Source organism: Mycoplana ramosa, assembly GCF_041930185.1.
GTDB lineage: Bacteria > Pseudomonadota > Alphaproteobacteria > Rhizobiales > Rhizobiaceae > Mycoplana > Mycoplana ramosa.
Genome location: NZ_JBHEEW010000013.1, coordinates 46,945 through 71,186, shown reverse-complemented (window position 1 = coordinate 71,186; position 24,242 = coordinate 46,945). Strand labels below are relative to the sequence as shown.

Below are 24,242 nucleotides of genomic sequence, written 5' to 3'. Positions count from 1 at the left end.
ACGCTGATGGAGCAAAACTGGTTTTTCCCACCGCATGACGGTGTTCGCCTGGGCGACCTGGCGAACGCCCTTGGCGCCGAGTTGCTGGATCCGTCGGCGGCCGCAAGGATGGTGCGCAATGTCGCGCCCGTCTACCGGGCGAAGGATGGCGACATCTGCTACATGCTGTCGCGCAAGAGCAAGTCCGAGCTCGAGACCTGTCAGGCGACGGCCATCCTGTGCGACAAGGCGCTGGCGTCCATCGTTCCTGCCCATATTGCCGTGCTGCAGACGTCGCGGGCCCACATGGCCTTTGCACTTGCTGGCGAGATCCTCCAGCCGGCGGCAATGCGACCGGCACTGACGACTTCCGAACCAGCCGGCATTTCCGCCCTTGCCTACGTCGATCCGACAGCTCGGCTCGAGCCCGGCGTGGTCGTCGAGCCGATGGCGGTTATCGGCGCCGATGTCGAGGTCGGCGCGGGAACGCGCATCGGTCCCGGCGTCGTTCTCGGTCCCGGGGTGAAGATCGGCCGCGACTGCACGATTGCCGCCGGCGCCAAGCTGCAATGCGCGCTTGTCGGCAACCGGGTGATCCTGCATCCTGGAGCCAGCGTCGGTCAGGACGGTTTCGGCTACGGGCCCGGGCCCAAGGGCGGCATGGTCAAGATCGTTCAGGTCGGCCGCGTCATCATTCAGGATGACGTGGAGATCGGAGCCAACACGACGATCGACCGCGGCACGATGGATGATACCGTCATCGGCGAGGGGACCAAGATCGACAACCAGGTCCAGATCGGGCACAACGTCCGGATCGGCCGTCATTGCGGCATCGTCAGCAAGGTCGGCATTGCCGGAAGTGCGCGCATCGGCGACGGCGTGATGATCGGCGGCGCGGCGGGTATCAACGGTCATATCACCATCGGTGACGGTGTTCAGATCGCGGCGATGAGCGGCGTTGTCGCCGACATTCCCGCGGGTGAGCGATACGGTGGCATTCCGGCGCGCCCGATGCGGGACTTTCTCCGTGACGTTGCCGAAATGACGATGCGTTCGGCCAATAGAAGCAAGAAGACGGGTGACAACGAATGAGCGAGGAAATGAAGACGGCCTTGGGCGTTGCGGAGCTGAAGGAAATTCTGACGCTTCTGCCGCACCGCTATCCCTTCCTGCTGGTGGACAAGATCGTCGAGATCGACGGAGACAATTCTGCCATCGGGATCAAGAACGTGACCGTCAACGAGCCGCAATTCACGGGGCATTTTCCGGACCATGCGATCATGCCCGGCGTCTTGCTGATCGAGGGCATGGCACAGACGGCAGGGGCCATCTGCGCCCGCAAGACGCGTTCCGGCACCAACCTCGTCTATTTCATGACCATCGACAACGCCCGCTTCCGCAAGCCGGTGGTGCCGGGCGACCGCGTCGAGTACCACGTCGTCAAGCAGAAGCAGCGCGGCAATATCTGGAAATTTCACTGCGATGCAAAAGTTGATGGGCAACTTGTCGCCGAAGCTGATATCGGCGCGATGATCGTGAACAAGGAAGACGCCTGAATATGATTGCAGCCAGTGCCAGGATCCATCCGCTTTCCGTCATCGAGGACGGAGCGGAGATCGGGGAGAGTGTCGTTGTCGGCCCCTTCTGCCATGTGGGGCCGAAAGTCGTTTTGGGGGAGGGCGTAGAGCTTCTCAGCCATGTCGTCGTCACCGGGCGCACCAAGGTTGGGCGCGGCACGCGCATCTTCCCCTCTGCCGTGATCGGCGGCGATCCCCAGAGCATCCACCATGGCGGTGAGGAGACGACGCTCTCGATCGGCGAGCGCAACACCATCCGCGAAGGCGTGACGATGAACACGGGCACGACCGACGGCGGCGGCAAGACGATCGTCGGCGACGACAACCTGTTCCTCGCCTATTCGCACATCGCCCACGACTGCATTCTCGGCAATCACATCATCCTGTCGAACAACGTCATGCTGGCCGGACACGTCACCATCGAGGACCGTGCCATCCTCGGCGGCGGTTCTGCCGTCCACCAGTTCACCCGCGTTGGCCGCCAGGCCTTTGTCGGCGGGCTCTCGGCCGTCTCCTACGATGTCATTCCCTATGGCATGCTGAACGGCAATCCCGGTGTTCTCGGGGGTCTGAACGTCGTCGGCATGTCGCGCGCCGGCATGGACAAGCCGACGATTCACCGCGTGCGCCGCGCCTTCAAGCAGATATTCGAAGGGGAAGGTTCGATCCGAACCAACGCCGCGGCCATCCGCGAGGAGTATCTGGACTGCACCCCGGTGATCGAGATCCTCGATTTCATCGCCGCCGATAGCGACCGCGCGCTTTCCTCGCCGAACCGCAACAAGGCCTGACCCGAATGGCGAGCGGCCGGCCGGAGAGCGCAAAGCGGCTGGCCATCATCGCCGGCAGCGGGCTTCTGCCCGTGCACCTGGCGCGCGCTGCCCGGCTGCATGGCGAGGACCCCTTCGTCCTGACGCTCGCCAACGAGGCTGATCAGGACTGGTCGGACTTCGAGCACCAGCACGTCGGCGTCGGCGACTATGCGGCGCTGAGCGCTGCCTTCGCCCGCGAGGGCATCGACCGCGCCGTCCTCTCCGGCGCCGTGCAGCGTCGGCCGGAATGGCGCGAGATCCGTCCGACCTTGAGGACGCTCCTGCAAATTCCAGCCGTTGTCCGCACGCTTCTTAATGGCGGCGACGATACGGTGCTCAAGATGGTCATCCGGCTGATCGAGGCGAACGGCGTGCGCATCGTCGGCGCACACGAGATCGCGCCGGAACTGCTGGCGACAGAAGGTGTCATCGGTAAGATTTTGCCCAACGCGGAGGATCTGCGGGACATCGCGGCGGCCTCGGCCGCAGCGCTGGCGCTCGGCGCGCTCGACGTGGGGCAGGGCGCCGTTGCCGTCGGCGGCCGGGTGGTGGCGCTGGAAGGTGCCGAGGGAACCGACCAGATGCTTGAGCGCGTCGCCGACCTGCGCCGGCAGGGTCGGATCTCACAAAGCCGCAAGGGCGTGCTGGTGAAGCTGTGCAAGCCGCGGCAGGATACCCGCGCCGACCTGCCGTCGATCGGGGTCGATACGGTGCATTGGGCCGCAGCCGCGGGCCTTGCCGGCATCGCTACCGAAACCGGTCGCTCACTGGTTCTCGACCGTGATCGGCTGATCGAGGCGGCGGATCGTGCTGGGCTTTTCGTCTCGGGCATCGTGCCAGGCAAGGAGTGAACCAATGCCGCGTCCGCTCAAGCTTGCGGTGATTGCAGGGGAAGTTTCCGGCGACCTTTTAGGGGGCGATCTCGTTGCGGCGCTGCGCCGCCAGATGCCAAATGACATCGCGCTGGTCGGTGTCGGTGGCGAGGCGCTGCAGTCTCAGGGGCTCGTATCGCTGTTTGACTATTCTGAGCTTTCGATCATGGGTTTTTCCCAGGTTCTTGCCAAACTGCCCAAGCTGCTCCGACGCATCCGCCAGACGGCCACCGCCATCATCGAGGCGAAGCCCGATCTGCTCGTCATCATCGACAGTCCCGATTTCACCCACCGCGTCGCTCGCATTGTTCGCCGGCAGTTGCCCGGCCTTCCGATCGTGAACTATGTCTGTCCGAGCGTGTGGGCCTGGAAGGAGGAGCGCGCAGCGAGGATGCGCAGCTATGTCGATCATGTGCTCGCCGTCCTGCCGTTTGAGCCGGAGGTGATGCGCCGGCTGCAGGGGCCACCGACGACCTATGTCGGACACCGGCTGGCAAGCGATCCCCAGGTCAATGCGGTTCGCGTTGCGCAGATTGAGAAAATGGTGCCGGCGCTTGGAAGCGGCGTGCCCAGGACCTGCCTGCTGCTGCCGGGCTCGCGGGCCGGTGAAATTACCCGGCTGCTGCCCGTTTTTCGGGAAACGGTCGATGAGCTTGTCGCGGGCAATGTTCCGTTCTCGTTTCTTCTGCCCACCGTGCCGCGCCAGGAGGCGCTGGTGCGGCAGATGGTGGCCGAATGGCCGGTGAAACCGGTGGTTACGGTCTCCGCGCAAGACAAGTGGCGCGCATTCGAGGCGGCGGACGTGGCGATCGCGGCGTCGGGTACGGTGCTGCTGGAGCTTGCGCTCGCCCGCGTGCCGGTCGTTTCCTGCTACAAGCTGGACTGGATCGCGAAGCTGATGACGCGCAGGATCAAGACCTGGACCGCGGCGCTGCCAAACCTGATCGCGGACTATGCCGTGATACCGGAATATCTGAACGAGGTGGTGCGGCCGGGCAGCCTGGCGCGATGGGCCGTGCGGCTGACACACGAAACGACCCAGCGACAGGCGATGCTGGAGGGTTTCGATCTGGTCCACGCGCGCATGAAGGATGAGCGTTCCCCGGGCGACAAGGCTGCTGACGTCCTCATCACGCTTCTGAACAAGAAAAGACCCGACCTATTCTGACCGGGCTGTGCGCGACAGATCTCAGACGTTTTACTTCAAACGCCGCCGACGAGGTCAGCGATCGACCCGGCGGGCTGCATTCGGCGCTGTAGACCTTTCAGTGTCGCCGCCATTCTCCGTGTAGAGGCGTTCGGCCGTCTCGACGCTGACGTCCGGCTGCCGCTTCATCGTCAGAAGCGCCAGCGCCAGGGCCGGTGGCTTTACCAGCGTCAAATATGCCTTCTGACGCGCGTCGCCATCAAGCTTGGCGGCCTCGCTCCAGGCCTCGATCCGCTGCTCGAACAGGGTGCTGGCGCGCGTCGTCGTCTTGTAGCCCTGTGCGGCATAGGCTGCGGTGCTGGGGGATACGGTTACAATCTGCGACATTGGAATTCTTCTAGCGTGCTGTAAATGACCCTCATTAGCAGTTGCAAGTTTTGCAGCGATTAATCGCGACGATTGAGTTTTAAGCAAATTCTAACAGGCTGATCGACGCTGTGGACCAGCGTTCCCGGCAATCAGCGTCGCCGCTCTTGCTTCCTGGGGCCGAACTCCGCCATAAAGCCGACGACGACTGCCCGCGACGGGCGCAACAGGAAATGGCCGCTTGCGGCGGTGGAGTGATCGCGATGAAACCGATTTTCGTGCAACTGCAGTGTGCTCCGGGCAAGACCTATGAGGTCGCCGATGCGCTCTATGCGACCGAGCTGATTTCCGAACTCTATTCGACGAGCGGCGACTACGACCTTCTGCTGAAGGTCTATGTCGAGAGCGAGGAGGATATCGGCAAGTTCATCAACGACAACATTGCCGTCATTCCGGGGATCGTCCGTTCGCTCACCACCCTAACGTTCCGGGCGTTCTGAGAACTGGCTCCCTGCAACTTCCCCTTTTCGGGAACATGCGCTAAAGCACGCGCTGAACAAGAGAAGGCGAAGATGGCAGGTATCGAACACAGGCAGGTGGATCAGGACGAGGCGGGCATGCGGCTCGACCGTTGGTTCAAGGTCCACTATCCGGGCCTCGGCTTCGGCCAGTTGCAGAAGTTGCTGCGCTCAGGACAGGTCCGGGTCGACGGTGGTCGCGCCAAGAGCGATACGCGGGTGCAGCCGGGGCAGATGGTGCGCGTTCCGCCGATGGGCGTCGACGCCAAGGATGTGAAAACCGGTCCTATCGCGGGCCGCGACCTGAAGCATTCGCCCGATGCCGAACTGCTGTCACGCATGCTGCTGCACGAGGACGACAAGGTCTTCGTGTTGAACAAGCCGCCGGGCATCGCCGTCCAGGGCGGCTCCGGCGTCACCCGTCACATCGACAAGATGCTGGAGGCGTGGACGAGCCAGAAGGGCGAGAGGCCGCGGCTGGTCCACCGTCTCGACCGCGACACGTCCGGCGTGCTGGTCGTAGCGCGCACGCGCGGCGCCGCACAGAAGCTGACGGCAGCCTTCCGCGAACGTGACACGAAGAAGACCTATTGGGCAATCGTCAAGGGCGTACCGCGCAAGCGGGAGGACAAGATTTCAACCTGGCTGGTGAAGGAACAGACGCCGGACGGCGACCGCATGCGCATCGCCAAGCACGGCGAGGAGGGCGCTGACCATGCGGTTTCGTTCTACCGTGTCGTCGAGCAGGCGGGACAGAACTTTTCCTGGCTGGAAATGGAGCCGTATACCGGCCGCACCCACCAATTGCGGGTCCACGCCGCCCATATCGGTCACCCGATCCTGGGTGACCCGAAATATTTCGACGCCGACACCAACTGGGACTTTCCCGGCGGCGTGCAGAACCGGTTGCACCTGCATGCCCGCCACATCGACATTCCGCATCCGTCCGGCGGGCGCCTGCGGGTGAGCGCGCCGTTGCCGCCGCACATGGTCCAGACCTGGAACCTCTTCGGCTTCGATCAGAACACGGCGGACGAGGACGAGTGATGCGGCTGGTGCTTTTCGATTGCGACGGCACGCTGGTCGACAGCGCGGGCCTGATCCATGAGGTCATGGCGCGGACGTTCGAGGCGTTCGGTCACGACCGTCTTGAGCTTGAGGCGACCAAGGGCATCATCGGCCTGACGCTCGACATCGCCATTGCGCGCCTGCAGGGCAAGCCCCATGTGGACGACGAGGCGCTGGCGATGACGGCGCACTACAAGGCGATCTTTACCGGTGTGCGCGCCGAACCCGGTTTTCAGGAACCCCTGTTTCCGGGCATCGATGGCCTGATCCGCCGCCTTGAGCGGCAGGACGACATGCTGCTCGGCGCGGTCACCGGCAAGTCGCGGCGCGGACTGGATGCGATCCGTCTCGCACATGGCTTCGAGCACACTTTCTTCGTCTCGCGGACGGCGGACGACTGCCCCTCCAAGCCGCACCCGGCCATGGTTGCGGAATGTTGCGCCGAAACCGGGGTCGATGCGGCGCGGACGGTTGTCATCGGCGATGCGATCTACGATATGCAGATGGCGAAGGCGGCCGGCGCGCAAGCGGTCGGCGTCGCCTGGGGCTATGCAAGCGTTCCCGAACTCGTCGAGGCGGGCGCGGACCACATACTAAGGGAGCCGGCCGAGTTGCTACAGTGGCTGGAATTGTCCGATGCGTGAAATTCTCTCCGATCTCTCCGATGCCATGAGCGATCCGGATCCGGTTCGTCGGGCGCAGATCCAGATGAAGCGACCACTGCCTAAGCGGTTCTACAAGGACGTCTCGATCGGCCGGACCAGCGACGGTTACAGCATTCTGCTCGATGGGAGGCCCGTGCGGACGCCGGCAAAGCGCCTGCTGGCCGTCGAATCGGCCGCGCTGGCCGATCGGCTCAAGGCGGAATGGGAGTCGCAAGCAGAGGAAATCGATCCGGCCAAGATGCCGGTGACGCGGCTTGTCAACACCGCACTGGACGGTGTCGCCGACAATCGGCAGGCCGTTTTAGACGAGATCGTCCGCTTCGCCGGAACCGACATGATATGCTATCGGGCCGACAGTCCGGAGCGGCTGGTGGAGCGGCAGCGCGAGAGCTGGGATCCCGTGCTGGACTGGGCGGCCGCGGCCCTCGGCGCCCGTTTCATCCTGGCTGAAGGCGTCATGCATCAGGAGCAGCCGCAGCCGGCCATTGCCGCCTTCGCCGCCGCGCTGGAAAAATTCAGTTCGCCGCTTGCGCTGGCCTGCATCCATACGGTCACGACGTTGACGGGCTCCGCAATCCTTGCGCTCGCCTTCGCACAGGGGCGCCTCGATGCCGAGACGGTGTGGAAACTCGCGCATATCGACGAGGACTGGCAGATCGAGCACTGGGGCACGGACGAGGAAGCGTTTCGTCGCCGCGAGCTACGCTTGCACGAACTCTACGTTGCAGCCGGGGTGTTTTCGATACTGGCGCCGCACTGAGTTAAGCCTCGATATTTACCATCGTCGAAGGATTGCATTGCGCCGATCCGTATGGCTGTGCGATGCGGATTGGGTCAAGCCGCTGATTCGCCTTGCTGGCGAATGCTTAGAATACGGATTCAAACTTCATGCTGATGTCTTTCCTTCGTGTGCCGCTTGCCGCGCTCGCGGTTCTTGCGATGTCCATTACTGCAGGAGCAGAAACGCTCAAGGATATCCGCAAGGTGGGCGTCAGCGGGGACGGTTCCGTTACGCCGGCGCTGATCAAGATAACCGGGCAACAGTTGACGCAGGCGGTTCGTTCGACGCGCCGCCCGGTGCCGATGCCAAAGGTGACGATGGAGGTGCGGCTTTCGAATGTGGTTCGGGGAACGGGCGCGCAGGCCGGGCGGAACTCCGCACAGGTGACCGTGGCGCTGCGGGACGGTTCCGGAGCGTCCGTTTCGAGCGAGAGCTTCACCGTGAACAGCTTCATGCCGGGGGCGAAAGCTGGGGATCAGGCGCTGGCCAAGGCGATTTCTCAGCGCGTTGCGCTCGCCTATCGGCTCGCTCCGATCAAGGCCACGACCGGCGAAAGGCGCTCCGGCAAGGGGTACAAGCCGCGCTCGGGGTCACGCGCCGCCACACCGTCCGCGGTCGCAGTGGCTGAACCACGGGCGGAAGAGCCGATCATCATCCCGAGCGAGGCGGCCCTGACCGTGCGTCCACGCGTGCGCAAGCCGAAGGCCGAGGTCAATGCCAGCGCCGATGCCAAGCCGGCTCCCTGCGCGGCAACGTCGGCGACGAGCTGCAACTGAACTCCTGCCGGTAGAGAAAGGCGATCGGGCCGGGACGCGTAGGTCATTTTCGCCTGCGGCTTGATCCGGCGGCGATAAAGCCGGATATTGAACGGTGACGTATCGGCTTGATGCCGCACGGAGTCTTCCATGACGCTCGCCGATCGCTTGTCCGCTTATCAGCCCTACGCGCTGGCCGCGCTCAGGATCATGACTGCGCTGCAGTTCATCGAACATGGGACGCAGAAATTCTTCGACTTTCCCCCGGCGGCACAGCCGTTCGGCGACCTGGTCAACCTCATTGGCGTCGCCGGAGTGCTCGAGGCGATCGGCGGCGGTCTGATCTTGATCGGCCTCTTCACACGGCCGACGGCCTTCATCCTCTGCGGTTTCATGGCCACCGCCTATTTCATCGCGCATATGCCGGTCGATTTCTGGCCGGTGAACAATCGCGGCGATGCCGCGATCTCGTTCTGCTTCATCTTTCTCTATCTCGTCTTCGCCGGGCCGGGCGCGTTTGCGCTCGACAACCGGCGAGGCTGAAGGGGCATCAGGCGGCGAATTTCAGGCCCATGATGCCCGTCACGATCAGGGCAATGCAGCCGAGGCGCATGGCCGTCACCGGCTCGGCAAAGAGGATGATGCCGAGAATGACGGTTCCGACCGTGCCGATGCCGGTCCAGACAGCATAGGCCGTGCCCATCGGCAGGTTTTTGACAGCCATGCCAAGCAGCACCACGCTGATGACCATGGCAGCGGCCGTAAGGGCCGTCGGGAGAGGTTTCGTGAAGCCGGCCGTGTATTTCAGGCCGATCGCCCAACCGATTTCGAAGAGACCGGCGAGTGTAAGCAATATCCAGGACATGTCCTGCTCCGTGTCAAAGGAGCGGGGCCGTCCCCGCGTTCGATTCCGCGTCGTCACTCGATTCGCGGCTGCAGTCGTCTGCTTCGCAGACTATATCGCGGCCGGAGAGGCGAATGGCAAGTGGCGCCCGCGCAAGACAGTCATGCGTGGGCGCCATGGTTAAAGTTCTTCAGTGGCTTGCGGTCAGCCGAGCCGCTCTGCATGCCACCTGAGATGATCATCCATGAAGGTCGAAATGAAATAGTAGGAGTGGTCATAGCGCTCGTGCATGCGCAGCGTGAGACCGATTCCCGTGCCCTTGACGGCTTCCTCGAAAAGCCAGGGGCGAAGGCCGGTTTCGAGGAAACCGTCGGCCTTGCCCTGGTCGATCAGGAATTCCGGGAACCGGGCGCCGTCCTCGACCAGCGCACAGGCGTCGTATTGACGCCATGCGGCCCGATCCGAACCGAGATATTTCTCGAACGCCGGCGCCGACCAATCGGCGGAGGAGGGGGCTACGATCGGCGCGAAGGCCGAGCAGCTCCTGAAACGGTCAGGGTTCTTCAGGGCGATCGTCATGGCGCCATGCCCGCCCATCGAGTGCCCGAAGACGCCTTGTCGGGACATGTCGATGCGGAACTGTTCGCCAATCAAGGCCGGCAATTCCTCGGTGATGTAGGTGTACATCTGGAAATTCTCGGTCCACGGCTTCTCGGTGGCATCCAGATAGAAGCCGGCGCCCTTGCCCATCTGCCAATTGGTCAGCTCATCAGGCACGTCGTTGCCGCGCGGGCTCGTGTCGGGGCAGACGATGATGAGACCCAGTTCCGCGGCCATGCGCCGGTATTCGCCCTTTTCCATGACGTTGGCGTGGGTGCATGTCAGCCCGGAGAGATACCATAGGACCGGGCAGGGCTCCGTGGTCGCCTTCGGCGGCACGAAAACGGCGAAGGTCATTTCGCAACTGGTCGCCGACGAATCGTGGGCGTACACGCCCTGCATGCCGCCGAAGGCCTGGTTCTGGGAGAGGACTTTCATGGGAACTCCATTTGCAAGTGGGTCACGCGGCAAGAGCCACCGCCGCGTTGACGGCGGCTGCGACCAGTACGGTATTGAAGAAGAACGACGCGATCGCATGCAGGAGGTTCAGCTTGCGCATTTCGGTCGTGGTGATGGCGGTATCCGATGTCTGGGCGGTCATGCCGACAATGAAGGCGAAGTAGAGGAAATCGTAGATCCCCGGCTGATCCGTCTGCGGAAAATCCAACCCGCGCTGGCCTGGCTGCACTCTCTTGCCGCCATGCGGGCGCCAATAGATGTGCGCGTAGTGGACCGCCGCCATGGTGTGAATGGTGAACCAGCCGAGGACGACGGACGCGAAGGACAGGGTCAGGTCTGACGGTTGGATGTTGCCGGCCTGGTGGAGCACGATAAAGAGTGACGCCAAGGAGATCGCGAACGCCGCGACGGTTACAATCAGTATGATCGGCGCGGGTGCGTCGGTGTCGACGGCATGCTTCTTCAGGTAGTCCGCGCTCAACTCCGGCAGACGCCGGGCAACCAGAAACAGATACAGCAGGAAGAATACGATGCCGGACAGCTGTGCCGCGAGTGCGGCTTTGAACCACAGAGCCCCCGGCAGCACCACGAGCGCGACCACTGCGGCAGTATAGAACGGGCGATGGCGCCCATGCGATCCGCTCTGGTCAAGGGGGCCGCTCATGACGAATCGCCTTGTCTGCTGGACTTGGCCCGGCGGCACAGCCGGTCCAGGGTTTCGAGGAACGCTGAGCGATCGCGCGCGGAGAAGGCGGCGTTGTAGCCCTTGCTTTCGCCGGTCTCGCGCAGGTGCTGGCCGAGATCGCGCATGGCCGAGGCCATGCCGATGTTGCTCTTGTCGAAAAGGCGGCCCGTTGGGCCGGTCACCAGCGCGTCCTTGGCGACACAGCGCCCGGCGAGCGGCACGTCTGCCGTCACGACAACATCGCCGGGACATACGTGTTCGACGATCCAGTCGTCCGCCGCGTCGAAGCTGCCGGAGACGATGACGTTCCTGACCATCGGGTCGCGTGACGGACGCAGGCCGGAATTGGCGACGAACGTCACCTCCAAACCGTGGCGCTCGGCGACCTTGAGGATTTCCGGCTTCACCGGACAGGCATCGGCATCGACGTAGATCATGGCGTTATGTTCTGTCCTGTCGGGCGCTCAGGCGCCACGGTTCGTGGCTGGCCGCACCATATCGATATGGGGAATACCATCCTCCAGATATTCCTCCGAAACCGGGGAAAAGCCAAAGGATTCATAGAAGCGTTTCAGGTGACTTGATGTTCGCAAGCGGCGATCGCCTCCCGCATCACCGCTTCTCCGATCCGCTTGCCGCGGTGGGCAGGAGAAACCACCACCCTGCCGATCCGGGCCGGGTCGTTGGTCCTGTTCGGTGGCAGAATACGTGCGGCAGCGACCAGTTCAGCGCCCGCAAGCAGCCGCAGATGCAGCGCGTCGAGATCTCGGCCGTCCAGGTCAGGGTAGGGGCACTCCTGTTCGACGACGAAGACTTCGACACGCAGCTTCAGCAGCGCATAAAGTTCCACGGCGGAGAACGCGTCCATTCTCCGCACGTCGACCCTATAGGCATTTGCGGTCATCAATAGACCACGACACCACGAATGCTTTCGCCCGAATGCATCAGGTCAAAACCCTTGTTGATGTCTTCGAGCGGCATGGTGTGGGTGATCATCGGGTCGATCTGGATCTTGCCGTCCATGTACCAGTCGACGATCTTCGGCACGTCGGTGCGACCGCGCGCGCCGCCGAAGGCGGTGCCCATCCACTGCCGGCCGGTGACCAGCTGGAACGGCCGCGTGGAAATCTCCTGGCCAGCGCCGGCCACGCCGATGATCACCGACTTGCCCCAGCCGCGGTGGGCGCTTTCCAGCGCCTGGCGCATCACCTTGGTGTTGCCGGTGCAGTCGAAGGTGTAGTCGGCGCCGCCGATCAGGTCGCCGTTACGCTTCGTCATGTTGACGAGATAGGGCACGATGTCGTCGCCGACCTCTTTCGGGTTGACGAAGTGGGTCATGCCGAATTTCTCGCCCCAGGCCTTGCGGTCGGGATTGATGTCGACGCCGATGATCATGTCGGCGCCGGCGAGCCGCAAGCCCTGCAGCACGTTGAGGCCGATGCCGCCGAGGCCGAAGACGATTGCCGTCGAGCCGATCTCGACCTTGGCGGTGTTGATCACCGCGCCGATGCCGGTGGTGACGCCGCAGCCGATGTAGCAGATCTTGTCGAAGGGCGCGTCGGGGTTGACCTTGGCGACGGCGATCTCCGGCAGCACCGTGTAGTTGGCGAACGTCGAGCAGCCCATATAGTGGTGGATCTTGTCCTTGCCGATCGAGAAACGGCTGGTGCCGTCCGGCATCAGGCCCTGGCCCTGCGTCGAGCGGATCGCGGTGCAGAGGTTGGTCTTGCGCGACAGGCAGGAGTAGCACTCGCGGCATTCCGGGGTGTAGAGCGGGATGACGTGGTCGCCTTTCTTCACCGAGGTGACGCCTGGGCCGACGTCGACGACAATGCCGGCGCCCTCATGGCCGAGGATCGCCGGAAACAGGCCCTCCGGATCGGCGCCCGACAGCGTGAAGTCGTCGGTGTGGCAGATGCCGGTGGCCTTGACCTCGATCAGCACCTCGCCGGCGCGCGGGCCCTCGAGCTGTACGGTCATGATCTCCAGCGGCTTGCCCGCCTGAACGGCGACAGCGGCGCGTACGTCCATGATTTTTCTCCTTAAATAGATTCTGTCCGGCGCGGACCATCGCAGAGCAGGCACCGCCACTCAAGCCCGCAATGTCTCAATCTTTGTTGTTCCGGTCGCGGCCGGCGAGCCTGCCGATCTCGGCTTCGAGGGCCGCGATTGCAAGTCCCGTCTGCTCGTGCAAGCGGCGGAGTTGATGCAATTGTTCCATCAGCGGGTGTGACGTCGGCTCTGACTCCGCATCAGGCGGCGCGTCGCCGACGCCGGCGATCAGCCAGGAGGGTGACACGCCGAGCACGCCGGCGAGCGTGAATAGCGCCTGTGTGCGCGGTTCGGCATGATCGCGCTCCCAGTCTGCGACCGTCTCTTCCGGCAGCCCCATCCTTGTGGCGACTTCCTCGAGCGACAGATCAAGTGCGTCCCGCGCCCGCCAGATCCGACCGCCGAGCGTGTCGCCGTCCGCGTGGCTGGATCGAAAGGGGATGGTGTTGCTGTCACCGGCTTCAGCCATTGCGGTCTCCGTTGTCGTGATCCAAGCTTAGGGACCGGCAAGCGGCCAGGCTGCTCCAATTGCGCCGCCTTCGGACGCATGGCTTGCGGTGATGCGCAAAAGGAAACGCCAACATCCGGCGGGACGGCTTGACCTGGTAGCCCGCAATGCTGTTGAAGCGGGGCCATCTTTTAATGGCGCCGGTTCCTGCCATCGCGGAACGATCGCAACCGGCGACAGGCGAACCAAAGGCACCCCATGCAACCGTCGGCGACGGAACACTTCCGACAACACACGATGCAGGGCATGGCGCTCATGGCATTTGCCATGATGCTGTTGCCCGGTATGGATGCCATCGCCAAGTACATGGCGACCTATGGCGGCATGTCGCCGGGGCAGGTGACATTCTATCGGTTCTTCTTCCAGCTCGTCTGCACGCTGCCACTGCTTCTGACGGTCGGCGGCAAGGACGCGTTTCGCCCCAAACGGCCATGGATGAACCTGCTGCGTGGCATCTTGCACGGGGGCGCCAGCCTGCTCTTCTTCGCCGCGGTCAAATACATGCCGCTGGCGGACGTGTTCGCCATCTATTTCGTCGAACCCTTTATCTTGACGGCGATGTCAGCTGCCTTTCTCGGGGAGCGCGTCGGCTGGCGGCGGTGGCTGGCGATCGCCGTGGGCTTTGGCGGTGCCCTGATCGTCATCCAGCCGAGCTTCGCCGTTTTCGGCATGACATCCTTGCTGCCGGTGGGCTGTGCCTTCCTGTTCTCGCTCTATCTTTTCCTCAACCGGGCGATCGGCGAGGGCGATTCGCCGCTGACAATGCAGACCATTTCCGGATTCGGCGGGATGCTGTTCATCGGGGGCGCGCTGATACTGGGAAATGCCGCCGGTATCGAGGATTTCGAACTGTCGCTGCCGGAATCCGGGTTTGCACTGGTCCTGCTGCTCATTCTCGGCGGGCTGTCCGGCTACGCGCACATGCTCGTCGTGCGCGCCTTCCGCATGGCGCCGCTGTCGTTGCTGGCGCCCTTCCAGTATTTCGAGATTATCTCCGCCACGATTCTCGGCTACGCGATCTTCGGCGATTTTCCCGACATGTGGAAATGGGTGGGGATCTCCATCATCGTCGGGTCCGGCCTGTTCATCCTCTGGCGAGAGCGCGTGAATTCGGCGAGGCGAGCAGACTCCCCGGCCGCCTGACTCGAGGGCGCTCCGCTCTCTTTCTCTATCGGTCGATCGTCACCGGCCCGAAGACCTTCTCGAACGCCTCCTTCAGGCGCACGTCGACATCGCTCATCATCACGGGCAGCCCGAGATCGACGAGACTGGTGACGCCATAGCCGCGGATTCCGCACGGGACGATTCCGCTGAAATGCTCCAGATCGGGATCGACGTTCAGAGACAACCCGTGAAAGCTGACCCAGCGGCGCAGGCGGATGCCGATCGCGGCGATCTTGTCCTCGGCCGGCGAGCCGTCGGGCAGCGGCGGCCGTTCCGGACGCTGCACCCAGACGCCGACCCGGTCCTCCCGGCGCTCGCCCCGGACATTCATTTGCGCCAATGTTTCGATGACGACGTCCTCGAGCGCCGCCACGAAGGCGCGCACGTCCTGACGACGCCGCTTCAGATCGAGCATAACATAGACGACGCGCTGGCCGGGCCCATGATAGGTGTATTCGCCGCCGCGCCCGGTCTCAAAAACGGGAAAGCGATCCGCGTCCACCAGATCCGCGCTGTCTGCACTGGTGCCGGCGGTGTAGAGCGGCGGATGCTCCACCAGCCAGACAAGTTCATCGGCCTCACCCGCAGCGATCGCCGCGGCTTCGCGTTCCATCGTTTCGACGGCGACCGGGTAAGGGATCAGGCCCGGTTCTATCCGCCAGCGCGCCGGCCGCGAGCCGGGAGCGGCGAACATCGATCTATCAAGTTGAGCACGTTGCATGATGCGTCCTTCTCACGTCTCAGCCAATATAGGCCGGAGAGCACGGGGATTTGAGGGGGAAAAGCGGCTGTTCACAGGGGCTGTTGAAATTGTTGTTTTTCTCGTCAGATTTCTGTCGCAGTGGCCTTGTGCACCCAAAACGCTTTTGCTACATGCACCCCCGTCGGCGCAAGTCGACCCTACCACGATGCGGTCGTGGCGGAATTGGTAGACGCGCAGCGTTGAGGTCGCTGTGGGGCAACCCGTGGAAGTTCGAGTCTTCTCGACCGCACCAAGAACCCGGCTTTAGCCGGGTTTTTTGTTTCAGGATCAAGCAGCTAAATTTTCGCATGTCCTCAAGGCCAGGCGCGGGAGACGCTAGCCAGAGCCGTTGTCGCCAGCCTCGAGCGCTCGGTTCTTCGCGAATGAACTCTTGATGCTTCGAGGTCCCACACAGAGCAACGTCTAGGCGCTCCAAGCTGCCCCCGCTATCGCGGCCGCTGTGAAATTGCTGCGCCAGCTTTCCCTTCGGCTACGCTCGGAGGGCTCTCGCCACCCGGCGGCGAATGGACACGAACAATCGCTTGTGTCAGAAAGATTACGCATTTCTAAATTAGATGAGTCCAACCTTCGCTACTCGGTCCGGAGCGCGCGATGAAGATGGAGCCCGGCGCGCTTGGCGCTTTGCGAGAAAAACACCGTCGCTGGCTCGCACGGCTTGGTATCCTGGATAGGCCGTGGCTGATTCTCGGCTCGGCGCCGTCCCCCACGATCCCACCCGACCTGATCGGACACTGTGCACGCGTGGACATCAACAACTCGGGCAAGACGGCCAACGCACTGGGTCTCCCGCCCGCCGACCTGACGTTCCGCAAGCGGAGGAAGTCGTGGGAAGAGCATCCGCACGTCAGGACGAGGGGCCTTCTATGGCTCCATAACAAGCCGCTTTGGTGGATGCGCCTGGAGCTTCTGGCCAAGCCGCATGTGCGCTATGCAAGCCTTATGCGTGCCACCAAACCGGAACGCGAGGCGATCGTCGCAGCCGTGAGCGGCGGACTTCCTGCCGATATCGGAGAGGTTGGCAAGGTGACGAACGGCGTTGCCGCCCTCTGCTACGGACTTTTCGTGGGCGCGCCGTCTGTGACCCTCGCGGGATTCTCGATCACCAAGATGGGCCATTCCTACGACGACAAGGGGAAGGTTCGCCGGCAGATCGCCGAAGACACCTTCGTCTTGGTGCGATTGAGGGATCGAGAAAATGTCTTTACGACCGAGCCGGATCTCTCCGAGTGCATCGGTCTGCCTCTCGTTCGCGATAAATGCGGCATCGCCGCCGGTATCGACGCGATCGACCCGGATCGGCAACCGGCATAACGGGCTTGACGGACGCTGTCTTTCCGTCCCCAAGCGGAGCAATTGCGCCGTCGCCGCCCTCCCGGCGACTTCATGCGGCGCGGGTTTGCGGACGCGGCGGGTTGACGTTCAGCCGCGATCCATCTGCAGTTTGCGGAACTTCTTGACGATCCGGTCGCGTTTCAGCCGCGACAGCCGGTCGATCCAGAAGATCCCCTCGAGCTGGTCGATCTCGTGCTGGAGGCAAACGGCGAGCAGGCCGTCGGTTTCTTCGATTCTCGAAGCGCCCGCTAGGTCCTGGTAGCGGACGCGGATCCGCAAAGGGCGCGCGACCTCCTCGACCACGCCGGGCATCGAGACGCTTCCCTCAGTGTGCATGCCCACCTCTTCCGAGGTCCACTCGATCTCGGGGTTGGCGTAGATCCGCGTCGATTGCGGACCGTCAAGCTCGATGACCACCAGACGAATCGGTTCGCCGATATGGGCAGCCGTGATGCCGATCCCGGGGGCGGCGCGCATCGTTTGCGTCAGATCGGCCGCAAGCGCCGCGAGCGCGTCGTCAAACCGCGTTACCGGCTGGCACGGCCTGCGCAACCGTTCGTCGGGAAACCGCACTATGGGGCGTATGGTCATCTGGGAGCCTCGAAACCGTTGCTGCCGAACTACAGATCTGCCCGTCACTTGAAAAGACCGTGCCCTTCGGGCGCCGCCGATTGGCGGCGGGATTCCCATGGTGCAGCTTTTTTCGCGTGCGAAAAGAGGGGATCGAATTCGCAACAGTGGGCGAATTTTTGCCGCGCGGGTCCATCGTTTTGTCGCGCATGGCTGTGGACCACGACAATGCTTTGGGCTAGCACGAGGCCGGGTGGCAAGGCGGAGAGCTTGCGTTGCCCGGCAGCGCCATTGCAATCACAATCTAATCGCCCTCGCAGGCGCGTCACTTGGATGCGGCGCCGGGGAGTGCTTTTCGAGGAGCGGCTCGGATGACGGACAGCGGCGAAGACCATCGCGAGCGTGCTCTGCCCGTCGATTCGACCACGTTCGATCGCGGCGACATCTACGCGCCGGACGGCTCGGTGCGCTCCGACTTCCTCATGCATGTGGGGGCGGCGATCGCCGATCGCGACCTGCTGTTTTTGCGCCGTCATGTCGCCAACCTGCACGAATCGGAAATGGGCGACCTGCTCGAGGCGATCCAGCCGGAGCAGCGACGCGCGCTCGTCTCGCTCTTGGGCGACGAGTTCGACCTTGCCGCGCTCACGGAAGTGGACGAGGCAATCCGCCTCGACATCGTCGAGCATCTGCCGAACGAGCAGATCGCCGCGGCGATCGGCGAAATGGAATCGGACGACGCCGTCTATATTCTCGAAGACCTCGACCAGGAAGACCGGGACGAGATCCTTTCCAAGCTGCCATTCACCGAGCGGATCCGTCTTCGCCGTTCGCTCGACTATCCGGAAAGCACGGCCGGCCGGCGCATGCGTTCGGAGTTCGTCGCGGTGCCGCCGTTCTGGACGATCGGCCAGACGATCGACTACATGCGCGAGGACGAGGACCTCCCCGACAGCTTCACCGAGATCTTTGTCATCGACCCGACCTTCCGTCTCGTCGGCGTTGTCGATCTCGACCGGGTCCTGCGGTCGAAGCGCGACACCAAGGTCGAAACGGTGATGCGCCAGACGAGCCATCCGATACCGGCCCTGATGGACCAGGAGGAGGCGGCGCAGCTGTTCGAGCAGTACGACCTCCTTTCCGCCGCCGTCGTCGACGAGAACGGCCGCCTCGTCGGCGTGCTGACGATCGACGACGTCGTCGACGTGATCCAGGAAGAGGCCGAGGAGGACCTGATGCGCCTCGGCGGCGTCGGCGACGAAGAATTGTCCGACACCGTCTTCGAGACTTCGCGCTCGCGCGTGCCCTGGCTGCTCGTCAACCTGCTAACCGCATCGTTCGCCGCATGGGTGATTTCGTTCTTCGAAGCGACGATCGAAGAAATCGTGGCGCTTGCGATCCTGATGCCAATGGTCGCTGGGATGGGCGGCAACGCCGGGTCGCAGACGATGACCGTGACCGTGCGGGCGCTCGCGACCCGCAATCTCGATATCCACAACGCCTGGCGCGTCGTCCGCCGCGAGGCCGGGGTCGGCCTTTTGAACGGTGTGCTCTGCGGGACGCTGATCGGCTGCGTCGCCGGGCTATGGTTTCACGATGCCAATATCGGCGGCATCATTGCCACGGCCATGCTGATCAACATGATGGCGGCGGCGCTGGCGGGCATCATGATCCCGCTGCTGCTGGACAGGGTAGGGGCCGACCCTGCGGTATCTTCGACCGTCTTCGTCACGGCGGTCACCGACACGACGGGCTTCTTTTCGTTCCTCGGCCTTGCGACCTGGTGGTTTGCCATCCACTGAGTCCCATCGCCGTCCGGTTTTCTCGCTGCGCCGCGTGGATCACAGAGCGGTCCCTGCAAGACCCAATTCCGGTTTTTGAACACGGGCCCAGATGCGCAAAATTGACTTTCACGTAAATGTCAATAAGATCGCGCCATCCTCGGATGGCCGGAGCCGACGTGAACAAATACTATACCATAACGGAACTGACGCGCGAGTTCGGCGTCTCCACCCGCACCCTGCGGTTTTACGAGGACGAAGGCCTGATCCATCCTGAGCGACGGGGCCGCACGCGTCTGTTCCGACCGGCCGACCGGCATTTGATCAAGGAAATTCTGCGCGGACGCCGGATCGGCTTCACGATCTCGGAGATCCGCGAAATCATCCAGATCTACAAGGATCCCCCCGGCGAGACCGGGCAGTTGCAGCTTCTCATGCAGAAGGTCAACGAGAAGCGCGAGGAATTGCGGCAGAAGCGACGGGATATCGACGAGACGTTGGCCGAACTCGACAACGTCGAGGAGGCATGCCTGACGCGGCTGGCGGAGATCGGTGTCGGCACCTGACAGCCGCTGCCAGTTGAATTTTCGCCTCGATGGGCGACGCCCGTGATGTTGGGCGCCTTAGATCCAGCGCGCCGTCGATCGACAGTAGCGCTCGAAATCGCAACCGAACCGCGACAACAGGTGCAGTTCCTCCCGGCGGACGGCGACGAGCGTCGTGACGATGACGGCGGCGACCGCGGCCGGCAGAAGCCACGGCATTTCGAGCAGAATTCCAAGACCGGCCATGGCCAGCGTATGCGCAAGATAGATCGGATTTCGGGTGTACCGATAGGGGCCGTTCGTCACCAGATGGCTGGCACACCGATGCGGCAGCACGGTGGTTTGGCCGTCCTTCAGGGTGCGGAGCGCCCAGACACCGAGCACGACCGCAAGCAGGAGGAGAAGCGTGCCGGTTGCATTCGACAGCCAGAAATGCGTGTCTGGAATTTCAGCCGGACAGCACAATTGCAGCGCGAGGGCGGCCAGAACGGCGAGTGCATAAATGATCGGAGGCCAGGGGAAGGTGAACGGCTTGCTCCGATAGGCATTCATGCGGCTACTCCTTCAATTGACTGCCCGCCAGCGCGTCTGTGGTGCACTGCTGCGAGATCGCGGCGATCCGAGCATCGCTCCTGGCATTGATCGTGCCGTTGTTCAGACCGTCGAACAGTCCGTCTTGCAGCAGCCGACCGAGCGTGCAGTCGCAGAAAGCGCTGCAGAATGCAGCGTCCGTGTCGGCACCGCAGGCTGCGACGCAGCTCTGCCTGTAGCTCTCGACCGGGTCGGGCCTTTCGGGCGGGACGACCAGAGTGAAGAGATAGACCAGCGCGATCAGCACCGGCTGGTGGAGAAGGTAGATGGCGAGACTGTGGCGCCCGGCTGTCCCGAGCAGGGATATCCACCGCTTGTTCACAACCGGACGCGGTGTGATCGTTACCGGTGCCTTCCGCGACAGAAAGAGCCGGCTGGCGGCCATGCCGAGCAGGAACGCGCCGAACCACGGCAGCAGGGGCACATAGTCGTTGGACCTCGGCATCGTCTGCGACAGGCCGACCCACAACAGCGCCGACTGATCGAAGACGGCGGAGCGCAGATAATGCGGCGCGGCGAATGCGGCGACCGCGGCAAGCAGGATCACCACGATCGGCAGGCGGAGGAAGAGCAGGCCGATCAGACTCGCTGTGGCGATCAGGTGCAGGATGCCGAAGAAGATGAAGCTGGCCGGGAAGATGAAATAGGTGGCGGCCGTGATCAGCAACGCCGCCGCAGCGATCCGCCCGAAGCGGATCCAGAAGGGGCGCCAGCGGATTTCGGTGCGGTGGCCGAGGACGAGACTGAAGCCTGCCAGGAAGATGAAGCTGCCGGCGATGAGGCGGGCAAAGATCTTCCAGCCGCCGGTCGCTGCCGTTCCCGGTGCAATGTAGCCGAAAAAGTCGAGATCCCAGGTGAAGTGGTAGACCGCCATGGCAATGAGGGCCATGCCGCGGGCCGCATCCAGCCATGCCAGGCGTTTGGCGGGGATCGTTGCGCCGCCCTGGAGGTTGGCGGGATTTGTCGTCGCTATTGTCATGGCGTGCGGTCCGTCCCGATTCGCCCTTGAATGTTCCGGTCTCGACCTTGTGCCGGGCGGATGGCGGAAAGGTGGCGGAGCAAGCCGTCTAGTCGACCCGCTCGAGAACGGTCCGGCGCGCTTCAGAATAGAACTGCCGGCGGACGAGCACGAAGATGATGAAGACCGTCGATACCATGAACAGATAGGGGCTGACGAACCAGCCGAGATAACCGATCGAGAGGAAGATCGCCCGCAGGCCGGCGTTGAAATGGCCCGCGGCCAGGATGTTCATCTGGATCACCTTCTCGGCCGCGAGCTCTGCCGCCGCCGGGTCCTTGTGGATGTCGCCGGACATGGGCACGGCACCGAGAAGGATCGTGCAGTAGTTGAAGAGCCGATAGGACCATCCAAACTTGAAGAAGGCGTAGCCGAAGATGCAGGCGAGGCCGCCGACCTTCAGTTCGAACCCGGCGCGCCCCGCCTGGAACACGAGCGGCAGGTCGCCCAGGACCAGGAAGACCTTCTCGGTGGCGCCGAGCAGGGCAAAGCAGCCACCGAGTGCCAGGATCGAGGTGGAGGCGAAGAATGCGGTGCCGTTCTGAAGGCCGGACATGATCTGGGTGTCGATCATGCGCAGGTCGCGGTGCAAGGCGTTTCGAATCCAGGCAGCGCGCTGCGCGTTCATCGCGCGCGTCAGGCTTATGCGGTTGCGAAAGCGTCGATTGTCAGTGGTCCAGGCATACCCCAGCCACAGAACGATGAACACCGCGAATGCGATAGGATCGGCAATTGACATGGATCGAGGTTTGCCACGGTTTGGGTGATTTGGGAACGGGCCCTAGGGCCGTTCGCAAACCGGCTGGCGGGATGTTGACACCTTTGGCTGAAGTATGGCGGTTCCGGCCCGCAAGGGGCAGGGCAGGCATCCCTCAACAAGTTGATTTTACGGGCGCCGCCAAGTGACTGGTGCGTCAAGCCCGATGCCTCTGCCTTTTTTCTGCCATTTTTGGTGATTGCGTTTTCATAAACTATTCACTAATGAAGATCGCGTTCGGCGCTCAGGCGGCGCCGCCGCAGTGTTCTTCATTTGGGGAAATCATGGAAAATACCGCTCAGAAGTCCTGCTGGGGTCTTACCCTCCGGATGGTTCTCGGTTTTGCGGGCTTTATTGCCCTTGTCTATCTCTTCGGAGGCAATTGATCACATCCCTCTCGTAACGAGCAAAAGCAGCACGCCACTCCCAGGCGTGCTGCTTTTGTTTTTGGGGATCCGATGCGAGGCAATGTCGCAGCCGTGAAAGCCAATGTCGGGACATCACTCGATAGCGCTTGCCTGATCGCGTAGCTTCCACCACATATTGCTGTGTCAGCGTCCGCCACCACCCAGGCGGCACGGCGACAGGTTACAGCCGCGATGCGGCTGCACGATAAAGCAGGTCCACGCGATGTTTCTCTCCGTATTCGACGTCTTCAAGATCGGAATAGGCCCCTCCAGTTCGCACACGATGGGACCGATGTCGGCGGCCAACCGCTTCCTCGATCTCATCCTGTCGACCGACTGGCCGCGTCCAGCCGGAGCGACGGTCGCAGCCCTCAAGATGAGCCTGCACGGCTCGCTGGCCTATACCGGCGTCGGCCACGGCTCCGATCGGGCGGTCATCCTCGGCCTGATGGGGGAGCGCCCGGACCAGGTCGACCCCGACCGTATGGACGCGATCATCGCCGAGGTCGAGCGGACCGGCCGCGTCACGCCGCCGGGCCATCCCGGCTATGCCTTTCAGCCGAAGCACGATCTCGTGTTTGACAAGAAGACGCCGCTGCCGGGACATGCGAACGGGATGACGTTTTCCGCCTATGACCGCGATGGACGCGAACTCCTGAAGCGCATCTACTATTCCGTCGGCGGCGGGTTCGTGGTGACCGATACGGAACTGGAGACAATGCGGGCGACAAAGGCCCAGGCAAGCGACCGCAAGATTCCGTTCCCGTTCGCCACGGCGAAAGAGATGCTCGAGATGGCGGCCCGTTCCGGGCTGACGATCGCCCAGATGAAGCGGGCGAACGAGGAAACCGTCATGTCGCGTGAGGAACTCGATGCCGGGCTGGATAGCATCTGGGAGGCGATGAAGAACTGCATCGATCGCGGCCTTCAGGGGGAGGGCATCATGCCGGGTGGCCTGAAGGTGAAGCGGCGCGCGCGCATGATCCACGAAAAGCTGCAAGAGGATTGGCGCTCGAACAAGGCCAATCCGCTCCTGGCGAACGACTGGCTGAGCGTCTATGCCATGGCGGTGAACGAAGAGAATGCGGCCGGTGGCCGGGTCGTGACTTCGCCGACGAATGGTGCGGCGGGCGTTGTGCCGGCGACGATCCGTTACTACCTGCATTTCCACGAGGATGCCGACGCCGAAGGCATCCGCGACTATATGCTGACCGCGGCTGCGATTGGCGGCATCATCAAGCACAACGCCTCCATTTCCGGTGCCGAGGTCGGCTGTCAGGGCGAGGTGGGTTCGGCTTCGGCCATGGCGGCGGCCGGCCTGGCGGCGGTGATGGGCGGCACACCGGAGCAGATCGAGAACGCAGCCGAGATCGCGCTCGAACATCACCTCGGCATGACCTGCGACCCGGTCGCCGGCCTGGTCCAGGTGCCGTGCATCGAGCGCAATGCGCTTGGTGCCGTCAAGGCAGTAACCGCAGCCTCGCTCGCGCTCAAGGGCGATGGCACCCATTTCGTGCCCCTGGACGCCTGCATCGAGACCATGCGTCAGACGGGTGTCGACATGAACGAGAAATACAAGGAGACCTCGACCGGCGGGCTCGCCGTCAACGTCGTCGAGTGTTGAGA

At 63.2% G+C, this 24,242-nt stretch carries 28 protein-coding genes, 1 tRNA gene and 1 pseudogene; 17 read left to right on the top strand and 13 right to left on the bottom strand.

Features of this window, described 5'->3' with window-relative positions:
- Positions 1-6 precede the first annotated feature (6 nt).
- The 5 genes from lpxD to lpxB are packed head-to-tail and all read left to right on the top strand — an operon-like array spanning position 7 to position 4,408.
- On the top strand, positions 7-1,071 hold the full coding sequence (gene lpxD / locus JNC62_RS16645; protein ID WP_374840131.1) for a UDP-3-O-(3-hydroxymyristoyl)glucosamine N-acyltransferase: 1,065 nt from the start codon (positions 7-9) through the stop codon (positions 1,069-1,071).
- A complete protein-coding gene (gene fabZ / locus JNC62_RS16640) occupies positions 1,068-1,535 on the top strand; it encodes a 3-hydroxyacyl-ACP dehydratase FabZ (protein WP_374840130.1) in 468 nt (155 codons plus the stop codon). Before lpxD ends, fabZ begins: the two co-directional genes overlap by 4 nt.
- The gene (gene lpxA / locus JNC62_RS16635) at positions 1,532-2,347 is read left to right on the top strand and encodes an acyl-ACP--UDP-N-acetylglucosamine O-acyltransferase (protein WP_374840203.1); all 816 of its coding nucleotides are present in this window, start codon (positions 1,532-1,534) and stop codon (positions 2,345-2,347) included. Before fabZ ends, lpxA begins: the two co-directional genes overlap by 4 nt.
- Positions 2,348-2,352: 5 nt before the next feature.
- Complete coding sequence (locus JNC62_RS16630) at positions 2,353-3,219, top strand: LpxI family protein (protein WP_374840129.1); 867 nt, start codon at positions 2,353-2,355, stop codon at positions 3,217-3,219.
- Between the two features lie 4 nt (positions 3,220-3,223).
- Positions 3,224-4,408 (top strand): lipid-A-disaccharide synthase, encoded by a 1,185-nt coding sequence (lpxB, locus tag JNC62_RS16625; RefSeq protein WP_374840128.1) that lies wholly within the window; start codon positions 3,224-3,226, stop codon positions 4,406-4,408.
- 54 nt (positions 4,409-4,462) lie between these two features.
- Here lpxB and JNC62_RS16620 read toward each other — a convergent pair whose 3' ends face one another.
- Entirely contained in the window at positions 4,463-4,774 is a 312-nt protein-coding gene (locus JNC62_RS16620; protein WP_374840127.1) for a hypothetical protein, read from the bottom strand.
- A 242-nt stretch (positions 4,775-5,016) separates the two neighbouring features.
- Between JNC62_RS16620 and JNC62_RS16615 the strand changes: the two genes are divergently transcribed.
- The 6 genes from JNC62_RS16615 (at position 5,017) to JNC62_RS16590 (ending at position 9,083) form a co-directional block, all read left to right on the top strand.
- Entirely contained in the window at positions 5,017-5,253 is a 237-nt protein-coding gene (locus JNC62_RS16615) for an Lrp/AsnC ligand binding domain-containing protein (protein ID WP_192245016.1), read from the top strand.
- A 72-nt stretch (positions 5,254-5,325) separates the two neighbouring features.
- On the top strand, positions 5,326-6,318 hold the full coding sequence (locus JNC62_RS16610; protein ID WP_374840126.1) for an RluA family pseudouridine synthase: 993 nt from the start codon (positions 5,326-5,328) through the stop codon (positions 6,316-6,318).
- On the top strand, positions 6,318-6,983 hold the full coding sequence (locus JNC62_RS16605) for an HAD-IA family hydrolase (RefSeq protein ID WP_374840125.1): 666 nt from the start codon (positions 6,318-6,320) through the stop codon (positions 6,981-6,983). The genes JNC62_RS16610 and JNC62_RS16605 overlap by 1 nt, the downstream gene beginning before the upstream one ends.
- Positions 6,976-7,764 carry an ATP12 family chaperone protein gene (locus tag JNC62_RS16600; RefSeq protein ID WP_374840124.1) on the top strand — a complete coding sequence of 263 codons (789 nt, stop codon included), beginning with the start codon at positions 6,976-6,978 and terminating at the stop codon, positions 7,762-7,764. Before JNC62_RS16605 ends, JNC62_RS16600 begins: the two co-directional genes overlap by 8 nt.
- A 128-nt stretch (positions 7,765-7,892) precedes the next feature.
- Positions 7,893-8,561 carry a hypothetical protein gene (locus tag JNC62_RS16595; protein WP_374840123.1) on the top strand — a complete coding sequence of 223 codons (669 nt, stop codon included), beginning with the start codon at positions 7,893-7,895 and terminating at the stop codon, positions 8,559-8,561.
- 129 nt (positions 8,562-8,690) lie between these two features.
- Positions 8,691-9,083 (top strand): DoxX family protein, encoded by a 393-nt coding sequence (locus JNC62_RS16590; protein ID WP_374840122.1) that lies wholly within the window; start codon positions 8,691-8,693, stop codon positions 9,081-9,083.
- A 7-nt stretch (positions 9,084-9,090) separates the two neighbouring features.
- Here JNC62_RS16590 and sugE read toward each other — a convergent pair whose 3' ends face one another.
- The 7 genes and pseudogenes from sugE to JNC62_RS16555 all read right to left on the bottom strand — a co-directional run bounded on the left by sugE (position 9,091) and on the right by JNC62_RS16555 (position 13,649).
- Positions 9,091-9,405: a quaternary ammonium compound efflux SMR transporter SugE gene (gene sugE, locus JNC62_RS16585; RefSeq protein WP_374840121.1), complete on the bottom strand. Its 315-nt coding sequence runs from the start codon at positions 9,403-9,405 to the stop codon at positions 9,091-9,093.
- Between the two features lie 183 nt (positions 9,406-9,588).
- On the bottom strand, positions 9,589-10,422 hold the full coding sequence (gene fghA / locus JNC62_RS16580; protein WP_374840120.1) for an S-formylglutathione hydrolase: 834 nt from the start codon (positions 10,420-10,422) through the stop codon (positions 9,589-9,591).
- A 22-nt stretch (positions 10,423-10,444) separates the two neighbouring features.
- Positions 10,445-11,107 carry a DUF1345 domain-containing protein gene (locus JNC62_RS16575; RefSeq protein WP_374840119.1) on the bottom strand — a complete coding sequence of 221 codons (663 nt, stop codon included), beginning with the start codon at positions 11,105-11,107 and terminating at the stop codon, positions 10,445-10,447.
- Positions 11,104-11,565 (bottom strand): YaiI/YqxD family protein, encoded by a 462-nt coding sequence (locus JNC62_RS16570; RefSeq protein ID WP_374840118.1) that lies wholly within the window; start codon positions 11,563-11,565, stop codon positions 11,104-11,106. The genes JNC62_RS16575 and JNC62_RS16570 overlap by 4 nt, the downstream gene beginning before the upstream one ends.
- Before the next feature lie 27 nt (positions 11,566-11,592).
- Positions 11,593-12,032: pseudogene (locus JNC62_RS16565) on the bottom strand (GNAT family N-acetyltransferase).
- Entirely contained in the window at positions 12,032-13,159 is a 1,128-nt protein-coding gene (locus JNC62_RS16560) for an S-(hydroxymethyl)glutathione dehydrogenase/class III alcohol dehydrogenase (protein ID WP_374840117.1), read from the bottom strand. The pseudogene JNC62_RS16565 and the gene JNC62_RS16560 overlap by 1 nt, the downstream one beginning before the upstream one ends.
- A 76-nt stretch (positions 13,160-13,235) precedes the next feature.
- Complete coding sequence (locus tag JNC62_RS16555) at positions 13,236-13,649, bottom strand: helix-turn-helix domain-containing protein (RefSeq protein WP_374840116.1); 414 nt, start codon at positions 13,647-13,649, stop codon at positions 13,236-13,238.
- A 285-nt stretch (positions 13,650-13,934) separates the two neighbouring features.
- Between JNC62_RS16555 and JNC62_RS16550 the strand changes: the two genes are divergently transcribed.
- Positions 13,935-14,831 carry a DMT family transporter gene (locus JNC62_RS16550; RefSeq protein ID WP_374840115.1) on the top strand — a complete coding sequence of 299 codons (897 nt, stop codon included), beginning with the start codon at positions 13,935-13,937 and terminating at the stop codon, positions 14,829-14,831.
- A 25-nt stretch (positions 14,832-14,856) separates the two neighbouring features.
- Here the strand turns inward: JNC62_RS16550 and lipB are convergent, their stop codons facing one another.
- A complete protein-coding gene (gene lipB / locus JNC62_RS16545; protein ID WP_374840114.1) occupies positions 14,857-15,573 on the bottom strand; it encodes a lipoyl(octanoyl) transferase LipB in 717 nt (238 codons plus the stop codon).
- Between the two features lie 189 nt (positions 15,574-15,762).
- Here lipB and JNC62_RS16540 point away from each other — a divergent pair.
- Together JNC62_RS16540 and JNC62_RS16535 are read left to right on the top strand one after the other, a co-directional pair.
- Positions 15,763-15,847, top strand: a tRNA-Leu gene (locus tag JNC62_RS16540).
- A gap of 359 nt (positions 15,848-16,206) precedes the next feature.
- On the top strand, positions 16,207-16,926 hold the full coding sequence (locus JNC62_RS16535; RefSeq protein WP_374840113.1) for a hypothetical protein: 720 nt from the start codon (positions 16,207-16,209) through the stop codon (positions 16,924-16,926).
- Between the two features lie 108 nt (positions 16,927-17,034).
- Here the strand turns inward: JNC62_RS16535 and JNC62_RS16530 are convergent, their stop codons facing one another.
- The gene (locus JNC62_RS16530) at positions 17,035-17,538 is read right to left on the bottom strand and encodes a peptide deformylase (RefSeq protein ID WP_374840112.1); all 504 of its coding nucleotides are present in this window, start codon (positions 17,536-17,538) and stop codon (positions 17,035-17,037) included.
- Positions 17,539-17,888: 350 nt separating this feature from the next.
- Between JNC62_RS16530 and mgtE the strand changes: the two genes are divergently transcribed.
- Together mgtE and JNC62_RS16520 are read left to right on the top strand one after the other, a co-directional pair.
- Positions 17,889-19,319, top strand: coding sequence for a magnesium transporter (mgtE, locus tag JNC62_RS16525; RefSeq protein WP_374840111.1), 1,431 nt, complete (start codon positions 17,889-17,891; stop codon positions 19,317-19,319).
- A 158-nt stretch (positions 19,320-19,477) separates the two neighbouring features.
- Entirely contained in the window at positions 19,478-19,864 is a 387-nt protein-coding gene (locus JNC62_RS16520) for a MerR family transcriptional regulator (protein WP_374840110.1), read from the top strand.
- Between the two features lie 57 nt (positions 19,865-19,921).
- On the opposite strand, the gene JNC62_RS16515 is transcribed toward JNC62_RS16520, so the two are convergent.
- The 3 genes from JNC62_RS16515 to JNC62_RS16505 form a co-directional block, all read right to left on the bottom strand.
- Positions 19,922-20,395, bottom strand: coding sequence for a methyltransferase family protein (locus JNC62_RS16515; protein WP_374840109.1), 474 nt, complete (start codon positions 20,393-20,395; stop codon positions 19,922-19,924).
- 4 nt (positions 20,396-20,399) lie between these two features.
- The gene (locus tag JNC62_RS16510) at positions 20,400-21,413 is read right to left on the bottom strand and encodes a heparan-alpha-glucosaminide N-acetyltransferase (RefSeq protein ID WP_374840108.1); all 1,014 of its coding nucleotides are present in this window, start codon (positions 21,411-21,413) and stop codon (positions 20,400-20,402) included.
- A gap of 88 nt (positions 21,414-21,501) precedes the next feature.
- Positions 21,502-22,191 carry a DUF599 domain-containing protein gene (locus JNC62_RS16505; protein ID WP_374840107.1) on the bottom strand — a complete coding sequence of 230 codons (690 nt, stop codon included), beginning with the start codon at positions 22,189-22,191 and terminating at the stop codon, positions 21,502-21,504.
- A gap of 648 nt (positions 22,192-22,839) precedes the next feature.
- Between JNC62_RS16505 and JNC62_RS16500 the strand changes: the two genes are divergently transcribed.
- Positions 22,840-24,240, top strand: a complete 1,401-nt coding sequence (locus JNC62_RS16500) for an L-serine ammonia-lyase (RefSeq protein ID WP_374840106.1) — start codon at positions 22,840-22,842, stop codon at positions 24,238-24,240.
- Positions 24,241-24,242 lie beyond the last annotated feature (2 nt).